This window comes from Dyella sp. 01N448 (assembly GCF_056399225.1).
Genome location: NZ_JBFTQX010000003.1, coordinates 812,069 through 832,505, shown reverse-complemented (window position 1 = coordinate 832,505; position 20,437 = coordinate 812,069). Strand labels below are relative to the sequence as shown.

The window sequence follows — 20,437 nt, the reverse complement described above, 5'->3', positions numbered from 1 at the left end:
TTATAACGCCATGAACGCAAACCTTCCGGCCACGGTCATTCAGGCGGAGGCAGTCAGCTCTTGCGGCAGTGTTTGCACAGACCGTGCACTTCCAGCGTCTGCGCCTGGGGCCGAAAGCCAAAGCTCTTGGCCTGTGCCTCGATCAGCTCCGCCACGCGTTCGTCGCACACTTCCTGGGCGCTGGAACAGTTGTCGCAGATCAGGAACGGCACCTGGTGCGCCTCGGCCGGGTGATGGCAGGAGACGAAGGCGTTGATCGATTCCAGCTTGTGGATGAAGCCGTGCTCGAGCAGGAAATCGAGCGCGCGATACACCGTGGGCGGCGCTGCGTTGCCGTGACGCTCGCGCAGCTGATCGAGCAGGTCGTACGCCTTCACCGGCTTGCCGGCGGCGGCGACCAGTTCGAGCACCTCTTTGCGCAGAGGGGTCAACCGGAGACCGCGTTCCTCACTGGCATGCTCCACCGCACGCACGAAGCTTTGCGCGTCGTCGTGGTGATGGTGATGCGTGTGCGGTTTGTCTACGGCATGACTCAATGGATTCACCTCGGAAACCATCATACACCGACGTCTATGTGAGGCCTGTTGCAGCCCATCGCAAGCCGGCTCAGCGTCGCGACGGCAACGGCGGCGGCACGGCTTTGGGCTTAGGCCGCGGCCTCAACACAATGACCACCCAGCCAATCGGGCCGAGCACGGCCGCCAGCACGACGCCCTCCACCGTGCGCCCACGCCACCAGCCCAGCAGCGCGCCCACCACCATAAACAGCACGCTCCACCAGAACAGCGCCACCCACGGCACCAGGCCCATCAGGTTGAGGAAGATGTGCAGGAAGGCATCAGGACTGTCCGGATCCACCCCTTGCGTCGCTTTTTCCAGCCATTGTTCCACGGGCGCTCCACGAAGGCGTAAAGAGGGGCCGACTCACTACGATAGACCGTTCAAACGGTGTCCGCGCGTGGCATGCACCCGCCACCACTACCGTTTCTCCAGCGGATCCAAACCATGCGCTGCCTGCTGATCGAAGACGATACCCAAACCGTTGCCTTGATCCAGGAAGGTCTGATCCAGGCCGGCCACGAGGTCACGGTCTGCCATGACGGCGCCAAACGGACTGGCGCACCGCCAGCGAACAATGGGATGTCGTCCTGCTCGACCGCATGCTGCCCGGCGGCCTGGATGGGCTCGATCTCCTGGCGACGATGCGCCTGAGCGACGATCGCACGCCGGTGCTGGTGCTCAGCGCACTGAGCAGCTTCGATGAACGCATCCGCGGCCTGGGCAGCGGCGGCGACGACGACGACGACCTGACCAAGCCGATTGCGCTGGATGAATTGCCCGTCCGCGTCGAGGCCTTGGCGCGGCGCGCCGGCCAGCGCAGCGGTAAGTAATGAAACATTTCCGGCATGCGAGCTCCTTAAGCCGGCAGGCTTGCAATTAACGTAGCACCGCAACTGGTGTGATGACCGTGCAAAGCGACCGCTGCGCCAGCAAAGCGCAAGGTGGCATCCCCCTCCACGATGGTAGTGGGCCCGCACCTTGGGCACATCACGGCGTCACCAACACGAGCAATACGTCGGCCGTCGATCCTCCATGTGTGCAAGACCGGCATGACAGTGCCGCCATGGGTGGTTCTATCGCCCTCACGCACAGGGCGCTTGCCGGGAAAGCGCATCATCATCTCCTGATATGGATGCCATGAGTCATGGGCGCAAACGCCCGCAGAGGTTGATCAAGGGCTATTTGCCACCTGCCGTCTGCGGCATCAGCGTCACGCCAAAGGGATTGCCGGACGGCTTCTTGCCTGGCGTTGGCGAAGTGATGGTGATCAGGGTCACCTCATCCTTGTTGCGCATCGGCACCACCACGCTGGTATCACCCTCGAGGTAACTGGCCATAGTGGCTAGCGCGATGCCGACGAAGGGCGAGGCGGCACCCGTATCGCCCAGGCGTTGCGTGGCCAAGGCCTCGCCTCTGTGGAAATTACGCGTGGCCAGGCCACCGTGGAACCTTTGGGTCCGTATCAAGGATTTTCAAAGGGGAAGTATCGGCCGATGCATGAGCCCGCGAGTCAATACATCAAAGAACACAGCATCCCCTACGACAGCTGGTAACACCATTTTTCCGAGCAACGCTGGCTTCGCTGTTTTGCAGCGCTCTCACACGCTTGGAAAACAGATCACTTCAGGAAAGCAAGCAGGACATCCAAGGACGTTTCCATGACCAACTATCTGTCCCCCGTCAAACGCTACGGCCCCGCCCTGTTGCGTCAGTTCAAAAGCGCGACGCCTGTGCTACTGCTGCTCGGCATGGCCTTTCTGTTGATCGCCATCTGGTGGCTGGGTCCCCAATGGACATGGCATGACAAGAAGCCACTGGCCCCGCTGTCGGTGCGCATCCTGCTGACGGTCCTGCTTTTGCTCGTACCTGCGCTGGTGTGGGCGACAAGGTTGCGCCGCCGCAACAAGGCGCTTGAGGCCAAAGAGCAGAAGGCCCAGGCACATTTGGATGACAAGCGCCTGAAACACGTCGAAGCCCAGCAACGATCGCTCAACCAAAGCCTGGCCGTGTTCAAGACGAGCGTGCCTGGCCGCCAGGGCTTGTACAAACTGCCGTGGTATCTGGTGATGGGCGCGGAGGATGCGGGCAAAACCAGTTTCATCAACCGCTCCAACCAGGACTTCTACCTCACCGGTGCCACCAAGGCATCGAGCAAGCGGACGGACGATCCAGATCTTGCCTACGCCATTGACTGGTGGATGGGCGACCAGGCGGTGCTGATCGATGTACCGGGCCAGCTGATCGATCAAAATGACGCGGGCGCTCCGGCCGACCTCATCGAGAGCTCGACACCCCCGGATGCCTCGCCCGTTGCGCAAAAGCCCGCGCCGAATACAACGTCCGCTTCGAACAAATCGGAGGTTGTCCTGCCGGCAGGCACGCTGCCTCTGCTTTGGGAGAACTTGCTTGACTGGCTGGGGCAACATCGAAGCCGCCGTCCCCTGAACGGCGTGGTGCTGGTGATCGACCTGATCGCCCTGCTCAATCAAAAGCCGAGCGACCGCAAGGCCCAGGCCACGCTACTTCGCTCGCGCCTGCTCGACCTGGGTGCCCACCTGGGTACGCGGCCGCCGGTTTACGTCGTGTTGACCAAGGCGGATCAGCTCGACGGCTTTGCGACATTCTTCTCGCGCCAGCCGCGCGCCGTGCGCGAAGACATCCTCGGCTTCACCTTTACCTTGGATTCGGTAAAGGACTTCGATGCGTGGATCGCAGAATTGTCCCAGAGCTATGGCCAGATGGTGGCTCGTCTGAACGAGCAAGTGTTCGATGCGCTGAGCGAACCGTTCGAACGAGAGCAGCGTGAGGGTTTGTTCTCACTCACCCGCGAACTCAATGGCCTGCTTCCCCTATTGCTTCGCCATCTCTCCGACGTTCTTGCCAGTGATCGATCGGGTGCGCCGGCACTGCCGCGCGGCGTCTATTTCTCCTCCGTCTTCCAGGAGGGTGCACTCAATAACGCATTCGTGAATGCCGCAGCGGAGGCGTTTGACCTTAAGGCAGATGTACCGCGTGCTCAGCCCGCGGGACGCGGCTCGGTGTATTTCGCCCAGCATATTTTCCAGCGCATCATTTATCCCGAAGCGGGGCTGGCAGGTGACAACGTCAAAGTCATCGCCGACAAGAAGCGCGCCTTGCTGATCCACCTTGCCGTGGCAACGGTGGGTGGCCTGTTGGTCACGGCGGGCTGGTACCACTACTACACGTTGAACCGCGATCTGGCGTTGAACGTATTGGCCAAAAGCCGGGATTTCAGCGGCAAGCACGTCGATACTGCGTCGGACCCCACCGGGCGGAACCTGCTGGTGCCGCTGGATCAGATTCGTGACGCAGTGACGGTCTATGGCGACTACCGCGACGCGTGGCCGATCGTTTCCGACATGGGCCTGTATCAAGGCCGCAAGATCGGCCCCAAGGTGGACGAGGCCTATCTGCAATTGCTGTCCAAGCGCTTCCTGCCGGAGCTGGCAGGCGGCGTCATGAGTGCCATGAACGACGCACCCGCCAACAGCAACGAGGAGCTGGCCGCTCTACGCGTCTACCGCATGATGGAGGACCGCCAGAACCGCCGCGCGCCCATCGTGGAGGACTGGATGGCCAGATACTGGCATCAGGCCTTTCCAGGTGATGGCACCGAACAGAACGCCCTGATGCGTCATCTTGACTACGCCATGAAGTATGTCGATGCGGAACTGCCCCAATACCGCGAGCGTGTGGCGGAGGTGCAGCAGGATCTGCGGCAGATTCCCACGCCGCAACGTGTCTACATGGGCATGCAACAGCAGGCGGGTGACACCTTGCACGCACCCTTGGACTTGCGCCGAGAGATCGGTCCGGCGTTCGATGTCGTGTATCAGGCCCGCGCAACGGATGCCGCCAAACGACCCGCCACACAGATCGACGCGCTGCTTACCGCTCGCGGCTTCCACGAATATTTCGAGCCTCGCAGCCAGGACGTGACGGAACTGGCGATGATCGACGAGTGGACGTTGGGCCAGCGCAATCACATCGACTACTCCGAGGCCGACAAGCAAGCGTTGGCGGGCCGTGTTCGCACGATTTACACCGCGGACTACATCGCGAACTGGCGCCAGGGGATCAACCAGCTCGACGTCGTGGATTTCAACGACATCGGCCAGGCGGTGACCGTACTCGAAAGCATCACCAGTGCTGCCGCACCGATGCGCCGCCTTGTCGAAACAGTGCGGGACAACACTCAGCTCAACCCGCCGGTGCCGTCAGACGGCAAGCTCAAGGCGCCCACCTCCGCCAACGAAGCTGCCAACCGCCAGTTGGCCGCGGACGTCGCCCGATCATTCGCCCCGCTGACCGATTTGCTGACGGCCAAGGGGGACAAGCCCTCGTATCTGGATGAAACCATGGCTGCCGTCGGCAACGTTCGCGATGCGGTCAAGAGCGTCCAAGACAGCCCGGATCGCGGCAAGGCAGCTCTGGCCATGGTGCTGGACCGCTTCGCCTTGAAGGGCCAGGACCCCATCGGGATCCTGCAGCGCTTCGCGACGGGTCTGCCAGAACCACTCAACGGCCAAGTTAAAAAAATCGCCGACGAATCGTCACAGGTGCTGCTCGTCGAAGCCCTGCGCGAACTGGAGCGACGCTGGGATGCGGATGTGTACAGCTTTTATAGCGAGCATTTGGCCGGACGCTATCCGTTCAACCCGGCCAGCGCTTCCGATGCGTCGCTGGAGGACTTTGAAGTCCTGTTCGGACCGCAGGGCCGACTGCAGCAGTTCCGCGACAAATACCTCAAGATGTTCCTCGAGGACAATCTCGATGCGCTGTACTCCGAGCGTCGCGGAGGGTATCTGGTGCGCACCGATGTACTCACTCAGCTGGAAGCCGCCAACCGTATCCGCGACGCATTCTTCAACAATCGCGGCGCGCTGAACGTGCAATTCAACGTGACGCCGCTGGGGCTGACGGCCAATCGCCGCAGCAGCGTGCTCGGTATCGAAGGCCAGCTGATTTCCTACGATCACGGCCCCAGCAACAGTGTTGGCTTGATGTGGCCAAACGGCCTGGGTAGCAGCACCGACAGCCGCGTCACCCTGGTCAACAGCAGTGGCAACAGCAGCAGCCTGGTATTTCGCGGCCCCTGGTCCATGTTTCGCCTGTTGAGCCGCGCGCAGCTCACGGGCACTACACCCACTACGGTCGATTTGAGCTTTACCGCCGACGATGGTGGCGCGATGCGCTATCGCATCAGCGCTGAGAAGGCCAACAACCCGTTTACCCAACGCATCTTTAATAACTTCGCGCTGCCGCGCACCTTGTTGCGGGATGACGCGGCATCGGTCTCTCCGGGCACACAACCTATGGCGCCACCCGCCAAACCCGTGGCGAATTGAGTGTGCTGTCCACGCTCCATCAGACGCCGCAGGGCGCCGTTTGATGGAGCGTGGTTCTGGCTACTAGGTGGATGCACCAGGTCACACGTCCGCATTCCCTTTCTTCGGGAATAGCGGCTCATTAATGCAGGTTACGAACCAAACCGGACTTAGCCCTTCGCCTTGGCGATGGCGTCGTCGATACGCTGCAATGCCACCTCGCGACCCGCGAGATAAATGGTGTGATCGATCGATGGCGACACCTGCGTGCCGGTCATCGCCACGCGCAGTGGCTGGGCGATCTTGCCCATGCCGAGTTCGAGCTTGGCGGCGATCTGCTCGATCACGCCGTGGATGGGCTCGGGCTTCCATTCGACATCCGCGATCAGGCTCTTTGCTTCGGTGAGCACCGCCACGGCGCTGTCGTTCTGCAGATGCTTGGCGACTGCCTTGTCGTCCCACTCGGTGATCGGGCCGTACCAGATCTTGGCGCGCTCGGCCATTTCCTTCAGCGTCTGCACGCGATCGCGCAGCGCGACGATGACGTCGGCGGGGTTCGGGCCCTTGCTGAAGTCGATGCCGGCCTGCGTGAGGTGCCATTCGAATTCCGGCGCAATGGACGCGGGCTCTTCGGTCTTCAGGTAATGCTGGTTGAGCCACGACAACTTGGTGACGTCGAAGCGAGAAGCGGCCTTGTTGACGTCGCCGATGTCGAACAGGTTCACCATCTCCTGCTCGGAGAAGATCTCCTGATCGCCATGCGACCAGCCCAGGCGCACCAGATAATTGAGCAGCGCGTGCGGCAGGAAGCCGTCGTCGCGGTATTGCATCACGCTCACCGCGCCGTGGCGCTTGCTGAGCTTCTGGCCATCCGGGCCGAGGATCATCGGCAGGTGCGCGAATTCCGGCACGGGCTTGCCGAGTGCCTTGTAGATATTGATCTGGCGAGGCGTGTTGTTGACATGGTCGTCGCCACGGATCACCTCGGTGATGCCCATGTCGATATCGTCGACCACCACGGCGAAGTTGTAGGTCGGCCAGCCATCGGAGCGGAAGATCACCAGGTCATCGAGCTCGGCGTTGGCCCACTCGATGCGGCCCTTCACCTTGTCCTCGAACACCACGGTGCCTTCCAGCGGATTCTTGAAGCGCATCACGCGGTTCGGATCGTCGCGGTAGGGCTCGTTGCGATCGCGGTAGTAGCCGTTGTAGCGGGGCTTCTCGCCCTTGGCGTAGGCGGCCTCGCGCATGGCCTCGATCTCGTCCTTGGACTCGTAGGCGTAGTAGGCCAGACCTGCTTTCAACAGCTCGTCGGCGACCTGCTTGTAGCGCTCCAGGCGTGCCGTCTGGTAAACCGGACCCTCATCGTGCGTCAGCCCGAGCCAATTCATGCCATCGAGGATGGCTTGCACGGCCTCTTCGGTGGAGCGCTCGCGGTCGGTATCCTCGATGCGCAGCGCAAATGCACCACCGCGGCGGCGTGCCTCCAGCCAGCAGTACAGCGCCGTGCGGGCACCGCCGATATGCAGGAAACCGGTGGGACTGGGGGCAAAACGGGTGCGGACGGTCATGGGCTGCTTGGACGGGGACGATAAGGAAGTGGGAAATTTTAGCCGATACCGCAGCAAGAACCGACCACGGATCACCGTGGTCCCACGCGCAGTCGCTTTTTTGGCGGCATGGGCGTGCTTGCTGGCAATCAACGCCGCCCACGCGGACGACAATCCAGGCTATGACCGCCCCGGCCTTGGCTTCACGCCGGTAGCGCTCAATGCCGGGGACGTGACCATCGAGCAAGGCCTTCCGACCTGGACCCGGGACAACCTGGGCAGCGGCCATATCCAGTCCCAATACACCACGGACAGCCTGGTCCGACTCGGCCTTGGCGGTCCGTTCGAGGCCCAGCTGGGTACCTCGCCGTTCAATGCGATCCACACCACCGGCCCCGGCCTCGACAGCTGGGACCACGGCCGCGGCGACACCATCCTCGCGCTCAAATTCGCGCCCGACAAAGCCGATGCGAAGTGGACCTGGGGCGTGCTGGGCAGCGTGGAATTCACCGATGGCAGTCGCGCCGTGCGCAACGAGCAGCGGCAATACCTGCTGGGCGTGGACATCAACCGGCAGATCACCGACAACGACGGCGTCGGCGCCTATCTCGAACAGACCGCCAGCGGCAGCGATGGGCAAAGCACGTTCGCGCTCAACGAGAGCCATGTGCTCAACCCCTCGATGGTGGGCTATGTCGAGCTTGCCCAGGTGCACGAACGGGGCGAGCGCAGCGGCACGGAGGCGGGCTCCGGCGTGGCCTGGCAGGTGAACCGCCGCGTGCAGCTCGATGGCGGCCTGCGCGCTCGCGTGGCCGGACACGCCCAGCTGTGGATGGTCAGCCTGGGCGTGTCGGTGTTCCTGGGGCGGTTTACTTCACCGTGACGGTGATGGCCTTGGAGACGATCGCCGGTTCGAACGGGATGTGGTTTTCATCGGCCATCTCTAGCTGCAGCGTGTGCTTGCCCGGAGCCAGCTTCAGCGTGGTTTCGGTCTGGCCGTTGCCGAAGTGCAGGTGCTGATCGTCCTTCGGGATGGGCTGGCCAGCGGCCGGCAGCTCCTTCACATCCACCAGCAGGTGGTGATGGCCGGTGCCTTCCTTCTTCACGCCCGCCGGTGCCACGCCCATGCCCTTGAGGCCGAACTGCACGGTCACTTCCTGGCCGACGATGGCGCCGTCCTTGGGTGAAATGATGTAGACCTCGGCGCCCGCCGGCGCCTTCGTCACGGGCAGGCCCGGTGCATCGGCAGCAAACAGACCGCCGGTGAGGCCGGCAAGCGCAACAGCGAGCAAAAAGCGTTTCATCGGCATGTCTCCTTCATGACAAGAGGGTTGGAGTGTACCCATGGAAACGCTAAGGGCGCGTGCGCAGACGACACCTGCCGCGACGGCGGTCATGTGGGCGTCATACCTGCGCCACGACCCCGCAACGCCACCAGAGGAATCTGCACCGGGCCAGCAAACGGTACTCCCTAGTGCGCATCGGCATAGTCAGCGAAACCTATCCACCCGAAATCAATGGCGTGGCACTGACCGTGCACAGCCTCGCCGCCGGACTGGCGTCGCAGGGACACACGGTCGACCTGATACGTCCCCGTCAGCAAACCCCCTTCAAAGATGAGCCCGGCATCGTCACACTGGAAGTGCGCGGCGCATCGCTGCCACGCTATCCGGGCCTGCGCTTTGGCCTGCCGGCCGGTGGCCTCCTGCGTGACCGCTGGACGCGCCTGCGCCCCGATGCCATCTACGTTGCGACCGAAGGTCCGCTGGGCTGGTCAGCCGTACGCACCGCCAAGCGCCTGGGTATTCCGACCGCCACCGGTTTCCACACCCGCTTCGACGCGTATGCCGACCACTACGGCGTAGGCTTTCTCACGCCGATCGTGCGCAACTATCTGCGCAACTTCCATCGTCGCGCCGCCGCCACGCTGGTGCCCACCGAAGCGCTCGCCAACGAACTGAACGCGCTCGGCGTGGATACCGCCCGCCTGCTGCGCCGCGCGGTCGACACGCAGCTGTTTCATCCGCGCCATCGCAATGCGGCCTTGCGCGAGCAGTGGAACGTGGATGGCAACACGCCGGTCGTGCTCTACGTCGGGCGCATCGCGGCGGAAAAAAACCTCGGCCTGGCCGTGCGCGCATTTCGCGCCGTACAGCAGCAGATTCCCAAAGCACGCTACGTGTGGGTCGGCGATGGTCCGGCGCGCGCCGCACTGCAGGAGGCCAACCCCGATTTCATCTTTGCAGGCATGCAGCGCGGCGAAGCCCTGGCTCAGCACTACGCCAGCGCGGATCTGTTTCCGTTCCCCAGCCTGAGCGAAACCTTCGGCAATGTGATCCTCGAAGCGCTGGCCTCCGGCCTGCCGGTGGTGGCCTATGAAGAAGGCGCCGCGCGCGAGCATCTGCACACCGGCCAGAACGGTTATCGCATCGATGCCGGCAACGAACGCAGCTTCATCGAATCGACCGTGATGCTTGCCTCCAACGCCAGCCTGATCCGGCACATGGGTCGCGCGGCGCACGCAAGCATCGCCAATCTCTCGCCCGACGCGGTCATCAACGAGTTCGAGCATCTTTTGGCTGAGCTGGCTAAGGAGAACGCGCATGAGCACGCTGCCGCCCCTGCACACGCCTGAACTTCCCGCCGGCCCGCGCTTCGCCATTGATCGGCGCATGTGCGTGGCGGCCAACCGCTGGGGTACGCGCCGCGCGGTCGGCGTGTTCTTCGGCATCATCAGCCGACTCGGCGATGGTGTGTTCTGGTATTCGCTGATGGCGGTATTGGCCCTGGTCGACGGCCGACGCGGCTTGCTGGCTGCCGCGCAGATGGCCCTTACCGGTCTTACCGCCCTGCTGCTCTATCGCCTGCTCAAGCGCTGGACACGCCGCCCTCGCCCGTTCCGCGCCTGCCCCGGCGTGATCGCGCATGTGCCGCCGCTGGATGAATTCAGTTTCCCCTCGGGCCACACGCTGCAGGCGGTGAGCTTCACCGTCGTGGCGCTGGCCTGGTATCCGCTGCTCGCGCCGCTGCTGCTGACCTTCACCGCACTGGTGGGTGCATCGCGCGTGATCCTTGGGCTGCACTATCCGAGCGACGTGATTGCCGCGACGGTGATCGGCAGTGCGCTCGGCGCATTGTCGTTGTGGCTGCTGCCGCTGCACGTGCTGGTGGCGTAAAGCCCGCTTGCCCACCAGCGCAGCGTGCGTTGCGCATTTCGCCATCACTGCGTCGCCATCGCTTTGGCATCAGTGAGATAGGTCATCTATCCACAGGCTTTGCTCGCGACCATCCACATCAGCTGTGGAAAACCGGCCTGTCATGCGCCGGCATCACTGGTCACTATTTCGTCATCGCGTAATGACTTCCTTGCGCAGCAACGAGTTGCGTTGCTTATCCACAGGTTTGCGCGAGTGACATCCACAAACGCTGTGGAAAACATCGGCGCAGCTGAGCAAAAGTTCAGCACGGTGTCGCAAGTCGTTGTCGACAAAGCCATGGCATGCAGTTGTCCACAGGCTTATGCAGGAGCTATCCACGAGAACTGTGGAAAAGATTCGAGACTGCACTCCTGTGTAGCACTTCCCTGTGCGCGACACATGCTGCCTCAGTATCGATCAGGCGCGCATCCCGCATCCGTTTGCTGTCGGCTTCGATGGAGCATGTGGAAGGTGCGAGTTGTGCGCGCTGCACCGTCGCGCACAGGGTGCGCTCCCACAGGGAGGTCGCGAAGGCTTGGCACAAAAAAACAGCGCCACGTGGGCGCTGTTTTTTTATATCAACGCAGCGTAGCGCTTACGCGACGCGCGGCGCCTTCATCAGGATGCCGAGCAGATCGGCCAGCTTGTCGCGCATTTCGCGGCGATCGACGATCAGGTCGATGGCGCCGTGCTCGAGCAGGAATTCCGAACGCTGGAAGCCTTCCGGCAGTGTCTCGCGCACGGTCTGCTCGATCACGCGCGGACCGGCGAAGCCAATCAAGGCCTTCGGCTCGGCGACATTGATGTCGCCCAGCATGCCCAGGCTTGCCGACACGCCGCCCGTGGTGGGATGGGTGAGCACGCTGATGTACGGCACGCCGGCATCGCGCATTCGCGCCAGCGCGGCGGAGGTCTTGGCCATCTGCATCAGCGAGAACAGCGACTCCTGCATGCGTGCACCGCCGGTGGCGGCGAAACACACGAGGGCGCTGCGCTCGGCCAGGGCGCGTTCGGCGGCGCGGGTGAACTTCTCACCGACCACCGAACCCATCGAACCGCCCATGTAGCTGAACTCAAAAGCCACCGCCATCAGCGGGCGGCCCTTGAGGCGACCGCTCATGGCGATCAGCGCGTCCTTCTCGCCGGTGGACTTCTGCGCCGCCACGATGCGGTCGCGGTATTTCTTGGTGTCGCGGAACTTGAGCGGATCGCTCGGCTCCATGCTGGCCCAGTGTTCCTGCGCCGAACCCGGATCAAGCAAGGCATCCAGGCGCAGGCGCGCCTCGATGGTGTGGTGGTGGCCACACTTGGGGCAGACCATCAGGTTGCGTTCGAGCTCCGGACGGTAGAGCACCGTGCCGCAGCCACCGCACTTCTCCCACACGCCTTCCGGCACCTTGCCCTTGCCGGCGTTGCCGGTGGCATCCGTGCGGGCACGGGGAGTCATGATTTTCTGGAGCCAGTTCATCGCAACACCTCAAACGTTCATGACGCGACGCCGCGTCATGAACGCAGCGTGTTCTCAATGCGCATCCAGCGCGGCGCGGATGGGCGCCAGGAAATCCTTCGCCCGCGCGGTGATGTCAGCGACATCGTCCGCGCCGGCCAGGCGCTCCACGAGCGCGCTGCCGATCACCACCGCATCCGCGAAGCCGGCAATGGCCTTGGCCGACTGCGCGTCGCGCACGCCAAAACCCACGGCCACCGGGGCCTTCGACATCGACCGGATATCGGCCACGCGGGCTGCGATATCGCCAGTGCTCAGTCGTGCCGCGCCCGTGATGCCGGCGAACGATACATAGTACAGGAAACCCTCGGCCGACCCGCACAACCGCACCATACGCCCGGGTGCGGTGGTCGGCGCGGCCAGCAGGATCTGCTGCAGACCGGCCTGGCGCAACGGCTGCAGCACGGCCGATTCCTCCAGCGGGCAATCCACCACCAGCACGCCGTCCACGCCGGCTTGTGCTGCCTCAGCGGCGAAGCGCGCATAGCCATGGATTTCGATCGGGTTGAGATAGCCCATCAGCACGATGGGCGTGTCGGCATCGCGTTGGCGGAATGCCGAGACCCAGCCAAGCACGTCGGCCAAGCCGACGCCTTTCTCAATGGCTCGCTCGCTGGCGTGCTGGATCACCGGGCCATCGGCCATCGGATCGGAGAACGGCACGCCCAGCTCGATCACATCGGCGCCGGCCTCGACCAGCGCATGCATCAGCGCCACGGCGTGTTGAGGCGAGGGATCGCCGGCGGTGACGAACGGGATGAGTCCGGTGCGCTGGTCGGCCTTCAAACGGGCGAAGCGGCGGTCGATGCGGCTCATACCTGCACTCCTTCGCGCGCGGCAATCGTGTGCACGTCCTTGTCGCCTCGGCCAGACAGGTTGCACAGCACCAGGCCATCCTTTGGATATTCACGCGCAAGCTTGATTGCCTGCGCCACGGCGTGGCTCGATTCCAGCGCGGCAAGAATGCCTTCGGTGCGCGCCAGCAGGTGGAAAGCTTCCAGCGCTTCGTCGTCGGTGACGCCCACGTATTCTGCGCGGCCGGCATCTTTCAGGAATGCATGCTCCGGGCCCACGCCCGGGTAGTCGAGACCCGCGGAGACCGAATGCGTTTCGGTGATCTGACCGTTGTCGTCGCACAGCACATAGGTGCGATTGCCATGCAGCACGCCCGGGCGACCCGCTGCCAGCGAAGCGGCGTGATGTCCGGTGGCGATGCCCTCGCCTGCCGCTTCCGCGCCGACAATTCGAACGCCTTCGTCGTTGAGAAACGCGTGAAACAGGCCGATCGCATTGGAACCGCCGCCGACGCAGGCCGTGAGCACATCCGGCAGTCGACCGAATTGTTCCAGCACCTGCTCGCGCGCCTCGCGTCCTACGATCGCGTTGAAGTCGCGCACCATCAGCGGATACGGATGCGGGCCGGCGACGGTGCCGATGATGTAGAAGGTGTCGGCCACGTTGGTGACCCAGTCGCGCATCGCTTCGTTGAGCGCGTCCTTGAGCGTCTTCGAACCCGACGTCACCGGCACCACCTCGGCGCCCAGCAGCTTCATGCGGTAGACGTTGATCTTCTGCCGCTCGATATCCACCGCGCCCATGTAGACCACGCACTTGAGGCCAAAGCGCGCCGCCACCGTGGCGCTGGCCACGCCGTGCTGGCCGGCGCCGGTCTCGGCGATGATGCGCGGCTTGCCCATGCGCTTGGCCACCAGCGCCTGGCCGATGGTGTTGTTGATCTTGTGCGCGCCGGTGTGATTGAGGTCCTCGCGCTTGAGCAGGATGCGCGCGCCGCCCACGTGCTGGCTCAGCCGCTCGGCGTAATACACCGGGCTGGGACGGCCCACGTAGTACTTCAGATCGCGATCGAGTTCGGCGATGAACTCGGGATCCTTGCGCAGGCGCAGATAGGCCTCGGTCAGTTCGGCCAGGGGCGCCATCAGGGTTTCGGCGACGTAGCTGCCGCCGTAATTGCCGAAGCGCCCGTGTTCGTCGGGATAGGCGCTGAAGTCGATCTTGCTCATGGATGGCACTCGGTAAAGTCACAGAAAGACAGCGCCCAAACTAACCGAAAGCGCCGACCGCAAAAAGCGATATCATGGCTACCACTTGTCAGGAAAACTCACAGGTCCCATGCCCCGCGCCCTGCCCTCGCTGAACGCCCTGCTCGCCTTCGAGGCCGCCGCCCGCCTGGGCAGCGTGAGCCGGGCCGCGGCCGAGCTGCATGTCACGCACGGCGCGGTAAGTCGGCACATTCGCGCACTGGAAGAAGACCTGCGCACGTCGCTGTTCCAGCGCCAGGGCCGCGGCCTCGTACTCACCGCAGCAGGCCAGCGCCTGCGCGATACCAGCACGGCGGCCTTCGGCCAGTTGCGCGAAACCTGCGACGAGCTGCGCACCGGCACGGCGCATGCGCCGTTCGTGCTGGGTTGCCCGGTGAGCCTGCTGGCCCGCTGGATGATTCCCCGCCTCGAACGACTGATGGAGGAGCTGCCGGAACTGGACCTGCATCTGCGCCCGCAGGAAACCAGCTTCGATGAAACACTGGCCGGACTCGACGCGGCGATCATGGCAGGCGAACCGCCGTGGCCGGCCGGCTGGCAGGTGACTGTGCTGGCGAACGAGCGCATCGGCCCCGTGGCGAGCCCGGGCTACGCCAAGGCGCAACGATTCACACGCAGTCGCCCGCAGGCCGTGCAGGAGCAGATGCTGCTGCATACGCAATCGCGTCCCGAGGCCTGGGACCACTGGGCGCAGAGCATGGGCCTGCCCGCAAAACAGCTGACGCTGGGACAGGGCTATCCGCACCTGTATCACATGATCGAAGCCGCGGTGGCGGGACGCGGACTGGCTATCGCGCCGGCGCAACTGGTGGCGGGCGATCTGGCATCGGGACGTTTGCTGGCGCCGTGGGGGTTCCACGAGATACGCCCTCAGTGGGTGTTGGTCACGTCCGCCCGCGTTTCCGATGCGCGAGTCGCACCGCTCGCCGAGTGGTTGAAGGCCGCCTTCGCCGAACAAGGCAGCTGACCCGCTGTGCAATTGCGCATCAATGCGTGCCGAGTGCTTTTGCGTCAGTGGGATAGCCCACCTATCCACAAGCTTTTCCCGCAGGCATCCACATGCGCTGTGGAAAACCTGCGCGACGACGATGGAAGCGATGCGCAAACTCGCATCAACGCGTCAGGACATCTTTGCCGTCAACGAGATAGGACACTTGTCCACAAGCTTTGTCTGTGTGCATCCACATTGGCTGTGGAAAACATCACGCAAGCTCACAGGTACTGGCGAATACGCTCAAGCAGCTTGCGCGATTGTTCCTCATCGAGCTCGCCCAGCCAGCCGCGACGTTCCTCGGGAATATGCGCCGCAGGGTCTTCGTCATCGAACACGTAGTAATCGAGCAGCTCGCGCCAGGCGGCGCGCTCCGCGGGTGGCAGCGACTTGAACAGCAGGATGCAATGCAAGAGCCCGCCCAGGCGCGTGTTCGGCGCCAGTGCGCTGCCGTGCGTGCGCTTCCACCAGTAGTTCACCAGCGCATTGAGCTTGCCGAGCGAGGCGACGTGATGCCACCACATCGGCGGGATATAGATCGCATCGCCCGGCTCGAGCTCGGCCTCCAGCGCATGCGCCATCGCCTCCTGCAGGCGCGGATAACGCGGATCGTCCAGTTGATCCAGGCGCGCCATGCTGATGGCGGCGCCGGTCGGCGCGAAGTCCAAGGGGCCGATATACAGGTTGCGCACCTGCTCCGGCGGAAACAGCGTGAAACGCCGCACGCCGCACACGACGCAGGCGATGTTCTCGTACTCGTCGAAGTGCGCAGGCGTGGTGACGCGATTGCCGATCCACAGGCGCGGCTTCACCGCGTCGTCGAGCAGCGGCAAGCGGTGATGCTCAAGCAGACCCGGCAGACAGCCGGCGATGGGAGCGCTTTGCAAGGCCATGCCGGGTGCGTCAGCGGCCTCGGCAAATTGCAGCAGGCGCTGCAGCACCTGCGTGACGGACGCCCGGTGATGGGTGAAATTGAATGCCTCGGCGTCGCCGCGATATCCGACCACGCCATCCGCCTCGGGCGGCATCAACAGCGCATCGACCGGCGAGCCGTTGTCCGCTGCCATCAGCTGCCCGGCAAACGAGCGGTCCGACTCGCGCGCCGCCTGGACCAGCGGCCAGTGTTTCACCAACCCACGAATGACCCGCGGACGATCGCCTCCGACGATGGCTTGCAGCGCATCGGGCTGGCCTTCGTAGTGGAATGCTTCGATGGGTACGGGCATGCGAAACCTGGGCGGCAAGGCTGGCGGCCATGCTAGCAGCGGGCCGGCGTTTACATGCGCTGGTCGTCGGCCCGGCGGACTGCCGCGATGAAATCCGCCAGCTTGTGCGCATCCTTGATGCCCGGCGCCGACTCGATGCCGCTGGCCACATCGACGCCCCAGGGCTTGGCGATGCGCATGGCTTCGGCAACGTTGGCAGGCGTGAGGCCGCCGGCGAGAATCAGTGGCTGCGTCAGGTCACGCGGCATCAGCGACCAGTCGAACGACTTGCCGCTACCGCCGGGTTCGCCCAGGCCGTGACCATCCAGCAGCAGTCCCGACGCACCGGGATAACGACGCAGGCCGGGCAATGCGGCAGCGCCCTCGCCCATCGCGATGGCCTTGAGATAGCGACGCCCGAACTGCGCGCACCAGTCATCCGACTCCGCACCGTGAAACTGCAGCAGATCCGGCTGGATCGCCTCGATCGCCTCGCGAACAAAGCCCGCTTCGTCGTCCATCAACAACACCACGGAACTCACGAACGGCGGCAAGTCACGCACGATGGTCTGCGCCTGTTCGAGCGTGACACGGCGCTTGCTGCGCGCCGTCAGCACCACCCCGATGGCATCGGCACCCAATTGCGCCGCGAGGAGTGCGTCCTCAATGCGGGTCATGCCGCAGCACTTGATGCGGGTCATTGCGTCACCTCCGCGGGCAGGTTCCATTGCGCCTCGTAGCGCGGCCCGATAAAGGTAAGCCCCGAGGCAGGCGCGGTCGGGCCAGCCACGTCGCGACTGCGGCCTTCGAGCAGCTCGTGCATCCAGCGCACCGACTGTTCGCCGCGACCGATCGGCAGCAGCGAACCGACGATATTGCGCACCATGTGATGCAGGAAGGCGTTGGCCTCGATCTCGATGATGACGTGTTCGCCTTCGCGTCGAACGCTCACCGCATGCACCTGGCGACGCGCATGCGCGGCCTGGCAGGAAATGGCGCGGAACGCGGTGAAGTCGTGTTCGCCCACCAAGGCCTGCGCCGCCTGATGCATGCGCTCGGCGTCGAGCGGCAGGCGTTCCCAGGTGACATAGCGCGCGTCGAGCGCGGCGCGCACCTGGCGATTGAGGATGCGATAGCAGTAGCGGCGGCTGCGCGCGGAAAAGCGCGCATGGAACATGGGATCGACCGGCTGCGCCCACAACACGGCAACCGTGCTGGGCAGGTTGGACGAGGTACCCAGTGTCCAGCCGCGCATATCGCGCTGCACGTCGGTGTCGAAATGCACCACTTGGCAGCGGCCATGCACGCCGGCATCGGTGCGCCCGGCACAGGTCACTTCCACCGGTTGTGCGGCCACGAACGACAACGCCCGCTCCAGCGCACCCTGCACGGTCTCGCCGTGGGTCAGCCGCTGCCAGCCGGAGAACTCGGTGCCGTCGTATTCGATGCCTAGAGCGATGCGCATGGGAGAGCAGTGAAGGGTAAAGAGTGAATAGTAAAGGGAAAAAGCAAAACGGCGCCCAGAAGGCGCCGTTTTTCACTATTTACCCTTCACAGGCGGCGCAGCCGCCGGCTTCACTGCTTATCGGATGCTCTCGAGCAAGCGCTTGGCCACGTCCTTCTGCATCTGCGTGCCTTCGTGCAGGACTTCGTCCAGCATGGCCTGTGCGCCATCCGGATCGCCCATGTCGAGGTAGGCGCGCGCCAGGTCGAGTTTGGTATCCACCGGATCGTCGGTGAAATGACCGCCGAGCTGGTTGCCCAGGGTGTGCTCGCCTTCCGCTTCCAGATCATGGTCCAGGCCGTGATTCACGCTATGCGCGTGCTCTTCGACCAGGGGCTCGCCTTCGGGCTCTTCGAAGTGCCAGCTCGTGTCTGCCGGTTCTTCCTTCGCGGCGGACGATGCCGCGGCGCCAGCCTGCCCCTGCGCCGGGCGCGGGGTCAGGTCAAAGTCGAAGTGATAGCCGCTGACCTTCGGCGCATGCTGCACGGACGGCGTCGGGATCGGCGGGATGTCGTTGTGATCCTTGGCATAGTTGCCGAGGTCGAACTGATCCAGTGCCTCGTGCTCGTCGTCGGCGTGTGCATGTACAGCGCCATGGGCAAACAACGGATGCTCCGGCACCAGGTCTTCGCCCATGTGCATCACATCCACCCACTCCGGCTGCTGCTCGTCGGAGATATGCGCATGCATGGCTTCGGCGGCGGCTTCGAAATGATCGACGTCGCGACGGCTGTAGTACAGGCTGACCAGTTCCAGGTGCAGGCCGATGTCATCCGGATGCTCGGCGAGCTGGTCGAGCAGCTCGTCCTGATCGGGATCGGCACTGAGGCCCTCGCCGTTGGGGACGGTGCCGAAGCGATCGGCCAGCGACGAAGCGCCTGCCGCTGCCGGGGCTGCCGTCTTGCGGCTGCGTCCACGCAGCGCAGCCAGCAGGCCGAGCACGACCACCGCCGCACCCGCACCCCAGGCCCAGGTCTGCATGAACCAGGGTTCTTCATCCGCCACGGGAGCGGGCTTGGCCTGGATTACAGGCTTGGCCGCCGCGGGCTTGGCGGCGGCGAGCGCTGCCGTGCTGGCATGGGCCGGTGCGCTGGTGCTGGCAGCCGGCGTGACGCCGGCAACGGTTGCAGCTGCCGCCGGCGTGGTGGCCGGCTCGTTGGCCTTCACCACGGTATCGGCTTCGGCGGTCTTCACCGAGGCAGCCTTGGCGGGTGCCGAGGCAAGCGCCGTGGCCGCTGCGGCCGGCTGGCCACCCGTCTTGCGGGCGTCCGCCAGCTTGTGCTGCAGCTCGGCGATCTCGTTGTCCTTGAGCGACAGCAAGCGTTCGTTCTTGCTGTTGATGTCTTCCAGGTCCTTCAGGCGCGACTTGAGCTCATCGCCCTGCTTGGTCAGCGAGGTGAGGGCTTCCTGGCTGCGCAGGAGGTCCTGGTGCAGCGCCGCCATGCCCTTCTCGGCAGCGGCCTTGTCAGCCTTGCTGCCGCGACCGGCGGCGTTGTCCGAGCCTTCCTTCGCGGGAACCAGGGCCAGGTGATCGCCACCGGCCGCACCCGAGGTCGGCGCCGACGAGGCGTTGGCCCGGGTGCCGGCATCGGCGACCGTGGTCGGGGTGCGGGCAGCGCCGGAGCGCCAATCGCTGTTCTGGCGACGCACTTCGGCCACCGCGGCTTCCGCGGTCATGGACTGGGCGTCTTCCTTGGACGGTACGCGCAGCACCGCGCCGCTCTTCAGGGCGTTGATGTTGTCGCGATAGAAGGCGTCGGGATTGGCCGTCTTCAGGGCCACCAGCATCTGGTTCATGTCCACGCCCTGCGGCGCGGTCTCGTGGGCGATGGCGGACAGCGTCTGGCCGCGCTCCACCGTGAACGTGCCATTGGCGGCCACGCGCGGCGTCGGCGCGGGCTTGGCCGGCTTGGGTTCTGCGGCCGGCGCGGGAGCGGCGGCGGTGGATTCGGTGCTGGTCGCGGCCGGCGGGCTCGCCGTGGCGCGGCGGGACGACTTGCCGGTGGACTGGGTCGGCGCGCGCGTTGCCGGCACGCTGCTGACAGCGCTGCCCGGCGGGTCGAGCAGGATGGTGAACTCGCGCAGGCTCTTGCCCGAGGCGTTGTTCACCTCGACCAGCAGGTCGAGATAGGGGTCATTGACGGGGGCGGCGCTGGTGATGCGGATCACCTTCTTGCCGTTGGCGCCATCCACCACCGCGAAGGAAAGGGGAACCGTGGGACCGGCCGCGACGCCGGCCTGGGCCGCATCCTCGGAGGAAGCCAGCCGGGCCGTGAGATTCTCCAGCTCGGCCGCGTTGGCGGGATTGAGCGGAATTTCGGCCAGCAGCGGCTGCCCGAGGGCGGATTTCACTTGGATCTGACCCAGTTCCAGCGCGGCTGCCTGGCTGCTGCCGAGGGCAAGCGCCAGCAGCATCGACAGCTTCAACGAACGATTCATCGTGTTTCCCCCGAACGACCCCGTGACGTTTTCTTATCCGCATGCCGAAAAACGGCAGCGCCTGCAACGAGGCGT

General features: G+C 64.5%; 19 protein-coding genes. 6 read left to right on the top strand and 13 right to left on the bottom strand.

The genetic code is table 11. The features are described from left to right. Positions 1-53 precede the first annotated feature (53 nt). Both AC1DKY_RS07955 and AC1DKY_RS07950 read right to left on the bottom strand, forming a co-directional pair. The gene (locus AC1DKY_RS07955; RefSeq protein ID WP_441603454.1) at positions 54-560 is read right to left on the bottom strand and encodes a transcriptional repressor; all 507 of its coding nucleotides are present in this window, start codon (positions 558-560) and stop codon (positions 54-56) included. A gap of 46 nt (positions 561-606) precedes the next feature. After that, a complete protein-coding gene (locus AC1DKY_RS07950; RefSeq protein WP_441603455.1) occupies positions 607-891 on the bottom strand; it encodes a hypothetical protein in 285 nt (94 codons plus the stop codon). Between the two features lie 269 nt (positions 892-1,160). On the opposite strand from AC1DKY_RS07950, the gene AC1DKY_RS07945 reads away from it, so the two are divergent. Next, positions 1,161-1,391 (top strand): response regulator, encoded by a 231-nt coding sequence (locus tag AC1DKY_RS07945; protein WP_441603456.1) that lies wholly within the window; start codon positions 1,161-1,163, stop codon positions 1,389-1,391. A 26-nt stretch (positions 1,392-1,417) separates the two neighbouring features. Here the strand turns inward: AC1DKY_RS07945 and AC1DKY_RS07940 are convergent, their stop codons facing one another. Together AC1DKY_RS07940 and AC1DKY_RS07935 are read right to left on the bottom strand one after the other, a co-directional pair. After that, the gene (locus AC1DKY_RS07940) at positions 1,418-1,675 is read right to left on the bottom strand and encodes a PAAR domain-containing protein (protein WP_477179895.1); all 258 of its coding nucleotides are present in this window, start codon (positions 1,673-1,675) and stop codon (positions 1,418-1,420) included. Between the two features lie 64 nt (positions 1,676-1,739). After that, positions 1,740-1,964, bottom strand: coding sequence for a hypothetical protein (locus tag AC1DKY_RS07935; RefSeq protein WP_441603458.1), 225 nt, complete (start codon positions 1,962-1,964; stop codon positions 1,740-1,742). A 255-nt stretch (positions 1,965-2,219) separates the two neighbouring features. Here AC1DKY_RS07935 and tssM point away from each other — a divergent pair, with 255 nt between their 5' ends. Then, on the top strand, positions 2,220-5,930 hold the full coding sequence (gene tssM / locus AC1DKY_RS07930; RefSeq protein WP_441611067.1) for a type VI secretion system membrane subunit TssM: 3,711 nt from the start codon (positions 2,220-2,222) through the stop codon (positions 5,928-5,930). Between the two features lie 149 nt (positions 5,931-6,079). On the opposite strand, the gene gltX is transcribed toward tssM, so the two are convergent. Then, positions 6,080-7,480: a glutamate--tRNA ligase gene (gltX, locus tag AC1DKY_RS07925; protein WP_441603460.1), complete on the bottom strand. Its 1,401-nt coding sequence runs from the start codon at positions 7,478-7,480 to the stop codon at positions 6,080-6,082. A gap of 118 nt (positions 7,481-7,598) precedes the next feature. On the opposite strand from gltX, the gene AC1DKY_RS07920 reads away from it, so the two are divergent. Then, a complete protein-coding gene (locus AC1DKY_RS07920; protein WP_441603461.1) occupies positions 7,599-8,342 on the top strand; it encodes a transporter in 744 nt (247 codons plus the stop codon). Here the strand turns inward: AC1DKY_RS07920 and AC1DKY_RS07915 are convergent. Beyond that, entirely contained in the window at positions 8,329-8,763 is a 435-nt protein-coding gene (locus AC1DKY_RS07915) for a DUF4399 domain-containing protein (protein ID WP_441603462.1), read from the bottom strand. The genes AC1DKY_RS07920 and AC1DKY_RS07915 overlap by 14 nt on opposite strands. Positions 8,764-8,933: 170 nt before the next feature. On the opposite strand from AC1DKY_RS07915, the gene AC1DKY_RS07910 reads away from it, so the two are divergent. Together AC1DKY_RS07910 and AC1DKY_RS07905 are read left to right on the top strand one after the other, a co-directional pair. Further along, positions 8,934-10,094 carry a glycosyltransferase family 4 protein gene (locus tag AC1DKY_RS07910; RefSeq protein ID WP_441603463.1) on the top strand — a complete coding sequence of 387 codons (1,161 nt, stop codon included), beginning with the start codon at positions 8,934-8,936 and terminating at the stop codon, positions 10,092-10,094. Continuing rightward, positions 10,063-10,635: a phosphatase PAP2 family protein gene (locus AC1DKY_RS07905; protein ID WP_441603464.1), complete on the top strand. Its 573-nt coding sequence runs from the start codon at positions 10,063-10,065 to the stop codon at positions 10,633-10,635. Before AC1DKY_RS07910 ends, AC1DKY_RS07905 begins: the two co-directional genes overlap by 32 nt. A gap of 616 nt (positions 10,636-11,251) precedes the next feature. On the opposite strand, the gene accD is transcribed toward AC1DKY_RS07905, so the two are convergent. From accD to trpB, 3 genes are read right to left on the bottom strand one after another with little or no spacing between them, the layout of a single operon-like run. Beyond that, on the bottom strand, positions 11,252-12,124 hold the full coding sequence (accD, locus tag AC1DKY_RS07900; protein ID WP_441603465.1) for an acetyl-CoA carboxylase, carboxyltransferase subunit beta: 873 nt from the start codon (positions 12,122-12,124) through the stop codon (positions 11,252-11,254). Positions 12,125-12,178: 54 nt separating this feature from the next. Further along, positions 12,179-12,979 carry a tryptophan synthase subunit alpha gene (gene trpA, locus AC1DKY_RS07895; protein WP_441603466.1) on the bottom strand — a complete coding sequence of 267 codons (801 nt, stop codon included), beginning with the start codon at positions 12,977-12,979 and terminating at the stop codon, positions 12,179-12,181. Then, the gene (gene trpB / locus AC1DKY_RS07890) at positions 12,976-14,184 is read right to left on the bottom strand and encodes a tryptophan synthase subunit beta (RefSeq protein WP_204635509.1); all 1,209 of its coding nucleotides are present in this window, start codon (positions 14,182-14,184) and stop codon (positions 12,976-12,978) included. The genes trpA and trpB overlap by 4 nt, the downstream gene beginning before the upstream one ends. 109 nt (positions 14,185-14,293) lie before the next feature. Here trpB and AC1DKY_RS07885 point away from each other — a divergent pair, with 109 nt between their 5' ends. After that, complete coding sequence (locus AC1DKY_RS07885; protein ID WP_441603467.1) at positions 14,294-15,190, top strand: LysR family transcriptional regulator; 897 nt, start codon at positions 14,294-14,296, stop codon at positions 15,188-15,190. 245 nt (positions 15,191-15,435) lie between these two features. On the opposite strand, the gene AC1DKY_RS07880 is transcribed toward AC1DKY_RS07885, so the two are convergent. From AC1DKY_RS07880 to AC1DKY_RS07865, 4 genes are all read right to left on the bottom strand, one after another. Further along, positions 15,436-16,440 (bottom strand): cupin-like domain-containing protein, encoded by a 1,005-nt coding sequence (locus AC1DKY_RS07880; RefSeq protein ID WP_441603468.1) that lies wholly within the window; start codon positions 16,438-16,440, stop codon positions 15,436-15,438. A gap of 50 nt (positions 16,441-16,490) precedes the next feature. Continuing rightward, positions 16,491-17,120 (bottom strand): phosphoribosylanthranilate isomerase, encoded by a 630-nt coding sequence (locus tag AC1DKY_RS07875; protein WP_441603469.1) that lies wholly within the window; start codon positions 17,118-17,120, stop codon positions 16,491-16,493. Beyond that, positions 17,117-17,884 carry a tRNA pseudouridine(38-40) synthase TruA gene (gene truA / locus AC1DKY_RS07870; protein WP_441603470.1) on the bottom strand — a complete coding sequence of 256 codons (768 nt, stop codon included), beginning with the start codon at positions 17,882-17,884 and terminating at the stop codon, positions 17,117-17,119. The genes AC1DKY_RS07875 and truA overlap by 4 nt, the downstream gene beginning before the upstream one ends. A gap of 117 nt (positions 17,885-18,001) precedes the next feature. Beyond that, positions 18,002-20,362, bottom strand: a complete 2,361-nt coding sequence (locus AC1DKY_RS07865) for a motility hub landmark protein FimV (protein WP_441603471.1) — start codon at positions 20,360-20,362, stop codon at positions 18,002-18,004. Between the last annotated feature and the right edge of the window lie 75 nt (positions 20,363-20,437).

Coding starts and splice junctions, on each gene's coding strand:
- AC1DKY_RS07955 (WP_441603454.1), bottom strand. CDS start 560: ATGATGGTTTCCGAGGTGAATCCATTGAGTCATGCCGTAGACAAACCG.
- AC1DKY_RS07945 (WP_441603456.1), top strand. CDS start 1,161: ATGCTGCCCGGCGGCCTGGATGGGCTCGATCTCCTGGCGACGATGCGC.
- AC1DKY_RS07940 (WP_477179895.1), bottom strand. CDS start 1,675: ATGCGCTTTCCCGGCAAGCGCCCTGTGCGTGAGGGCGATAGAACCACC.
- AC1DKY_RS07880 (WP_441603468.1), bottom strand. CDS start 16,440: ATGCCCGTACCCATCGAAGCATTCCACTACGAAGGCCAGCCCGATGCG.
- AC1DKY_RS07905 (WP_441603464.1), top strand. CDS start 10,063: ATGAGCACGCTGCCGCCCCTGCACACGCCTGAACTTCCCGCCGGCCCG.
- trpA (WP_441603466.1), bottom strand. CDS start 12,979: ATGAGCCGCATCGACCGCCGCTTCGCCCGTTTGAAGGCCGACCAGCGC.
- trpB (WP_204635509.1), bottom strand. CDS start 14,184: ATGAGCAAGATCGACTTCAGCGCCTATCCCGACGAACACGGGCGCTTC.
- truA (WP_441603470.1), bottom strand. CDS start 17,884: ATGCGCATCGCTCTAGGCATCGAATACGACGGCACCGAGTTCTCCGGC.
- gltX (WP_441603460.1), bottom strand. CDS start 7,480: ATGACCGTCCGCACCCGTTTTGCCCCCAGTCCCACCGGTTTCCTGCAT.
- tssM (WP_441611067.1), top strand. CDS start 2,220: ATGACCAACTATCTGTCCCCCGTCAAACGCTACGGCCCCGCCCTGTTG.
- AC1DKY_RS07915 (WP_441603462.1), bottom strand. CDS start 8,763: ATGAAACGCTTTTTGCTCGCTGTTGCGCTTGCCGGCCTCACCGGCGGT.
- AC1DKY_RS07865 (WP_441603471.1), bottom strand. CDS start 20,362: ATGAATCGTTCGTTGAAGCTGTCGATGCTGCTGGCGCTTGCCCTCGGC.
- AC1DKY_RS07875 (WP_441603469.1), bottom strand. CDS start 17,120: ATGACCCGCATCAAGTGCTGCGGCATGACCCGCATTGAGGACGCACTC.
- accD (WP_441603465.1), bottom strand. CDS start 12,124: ATGAACTGGCTCCAGAAAATCATGACTCCCCGTGCCCGCACGGATGCC.
- AC1DKY_RS07885 (WP_441603467.1), top strand. CDS start 14,294: ATGCCCCGCGCCCTGCCCTCGCTGAACGCCCTGCTCGCCTTCGAGGCC.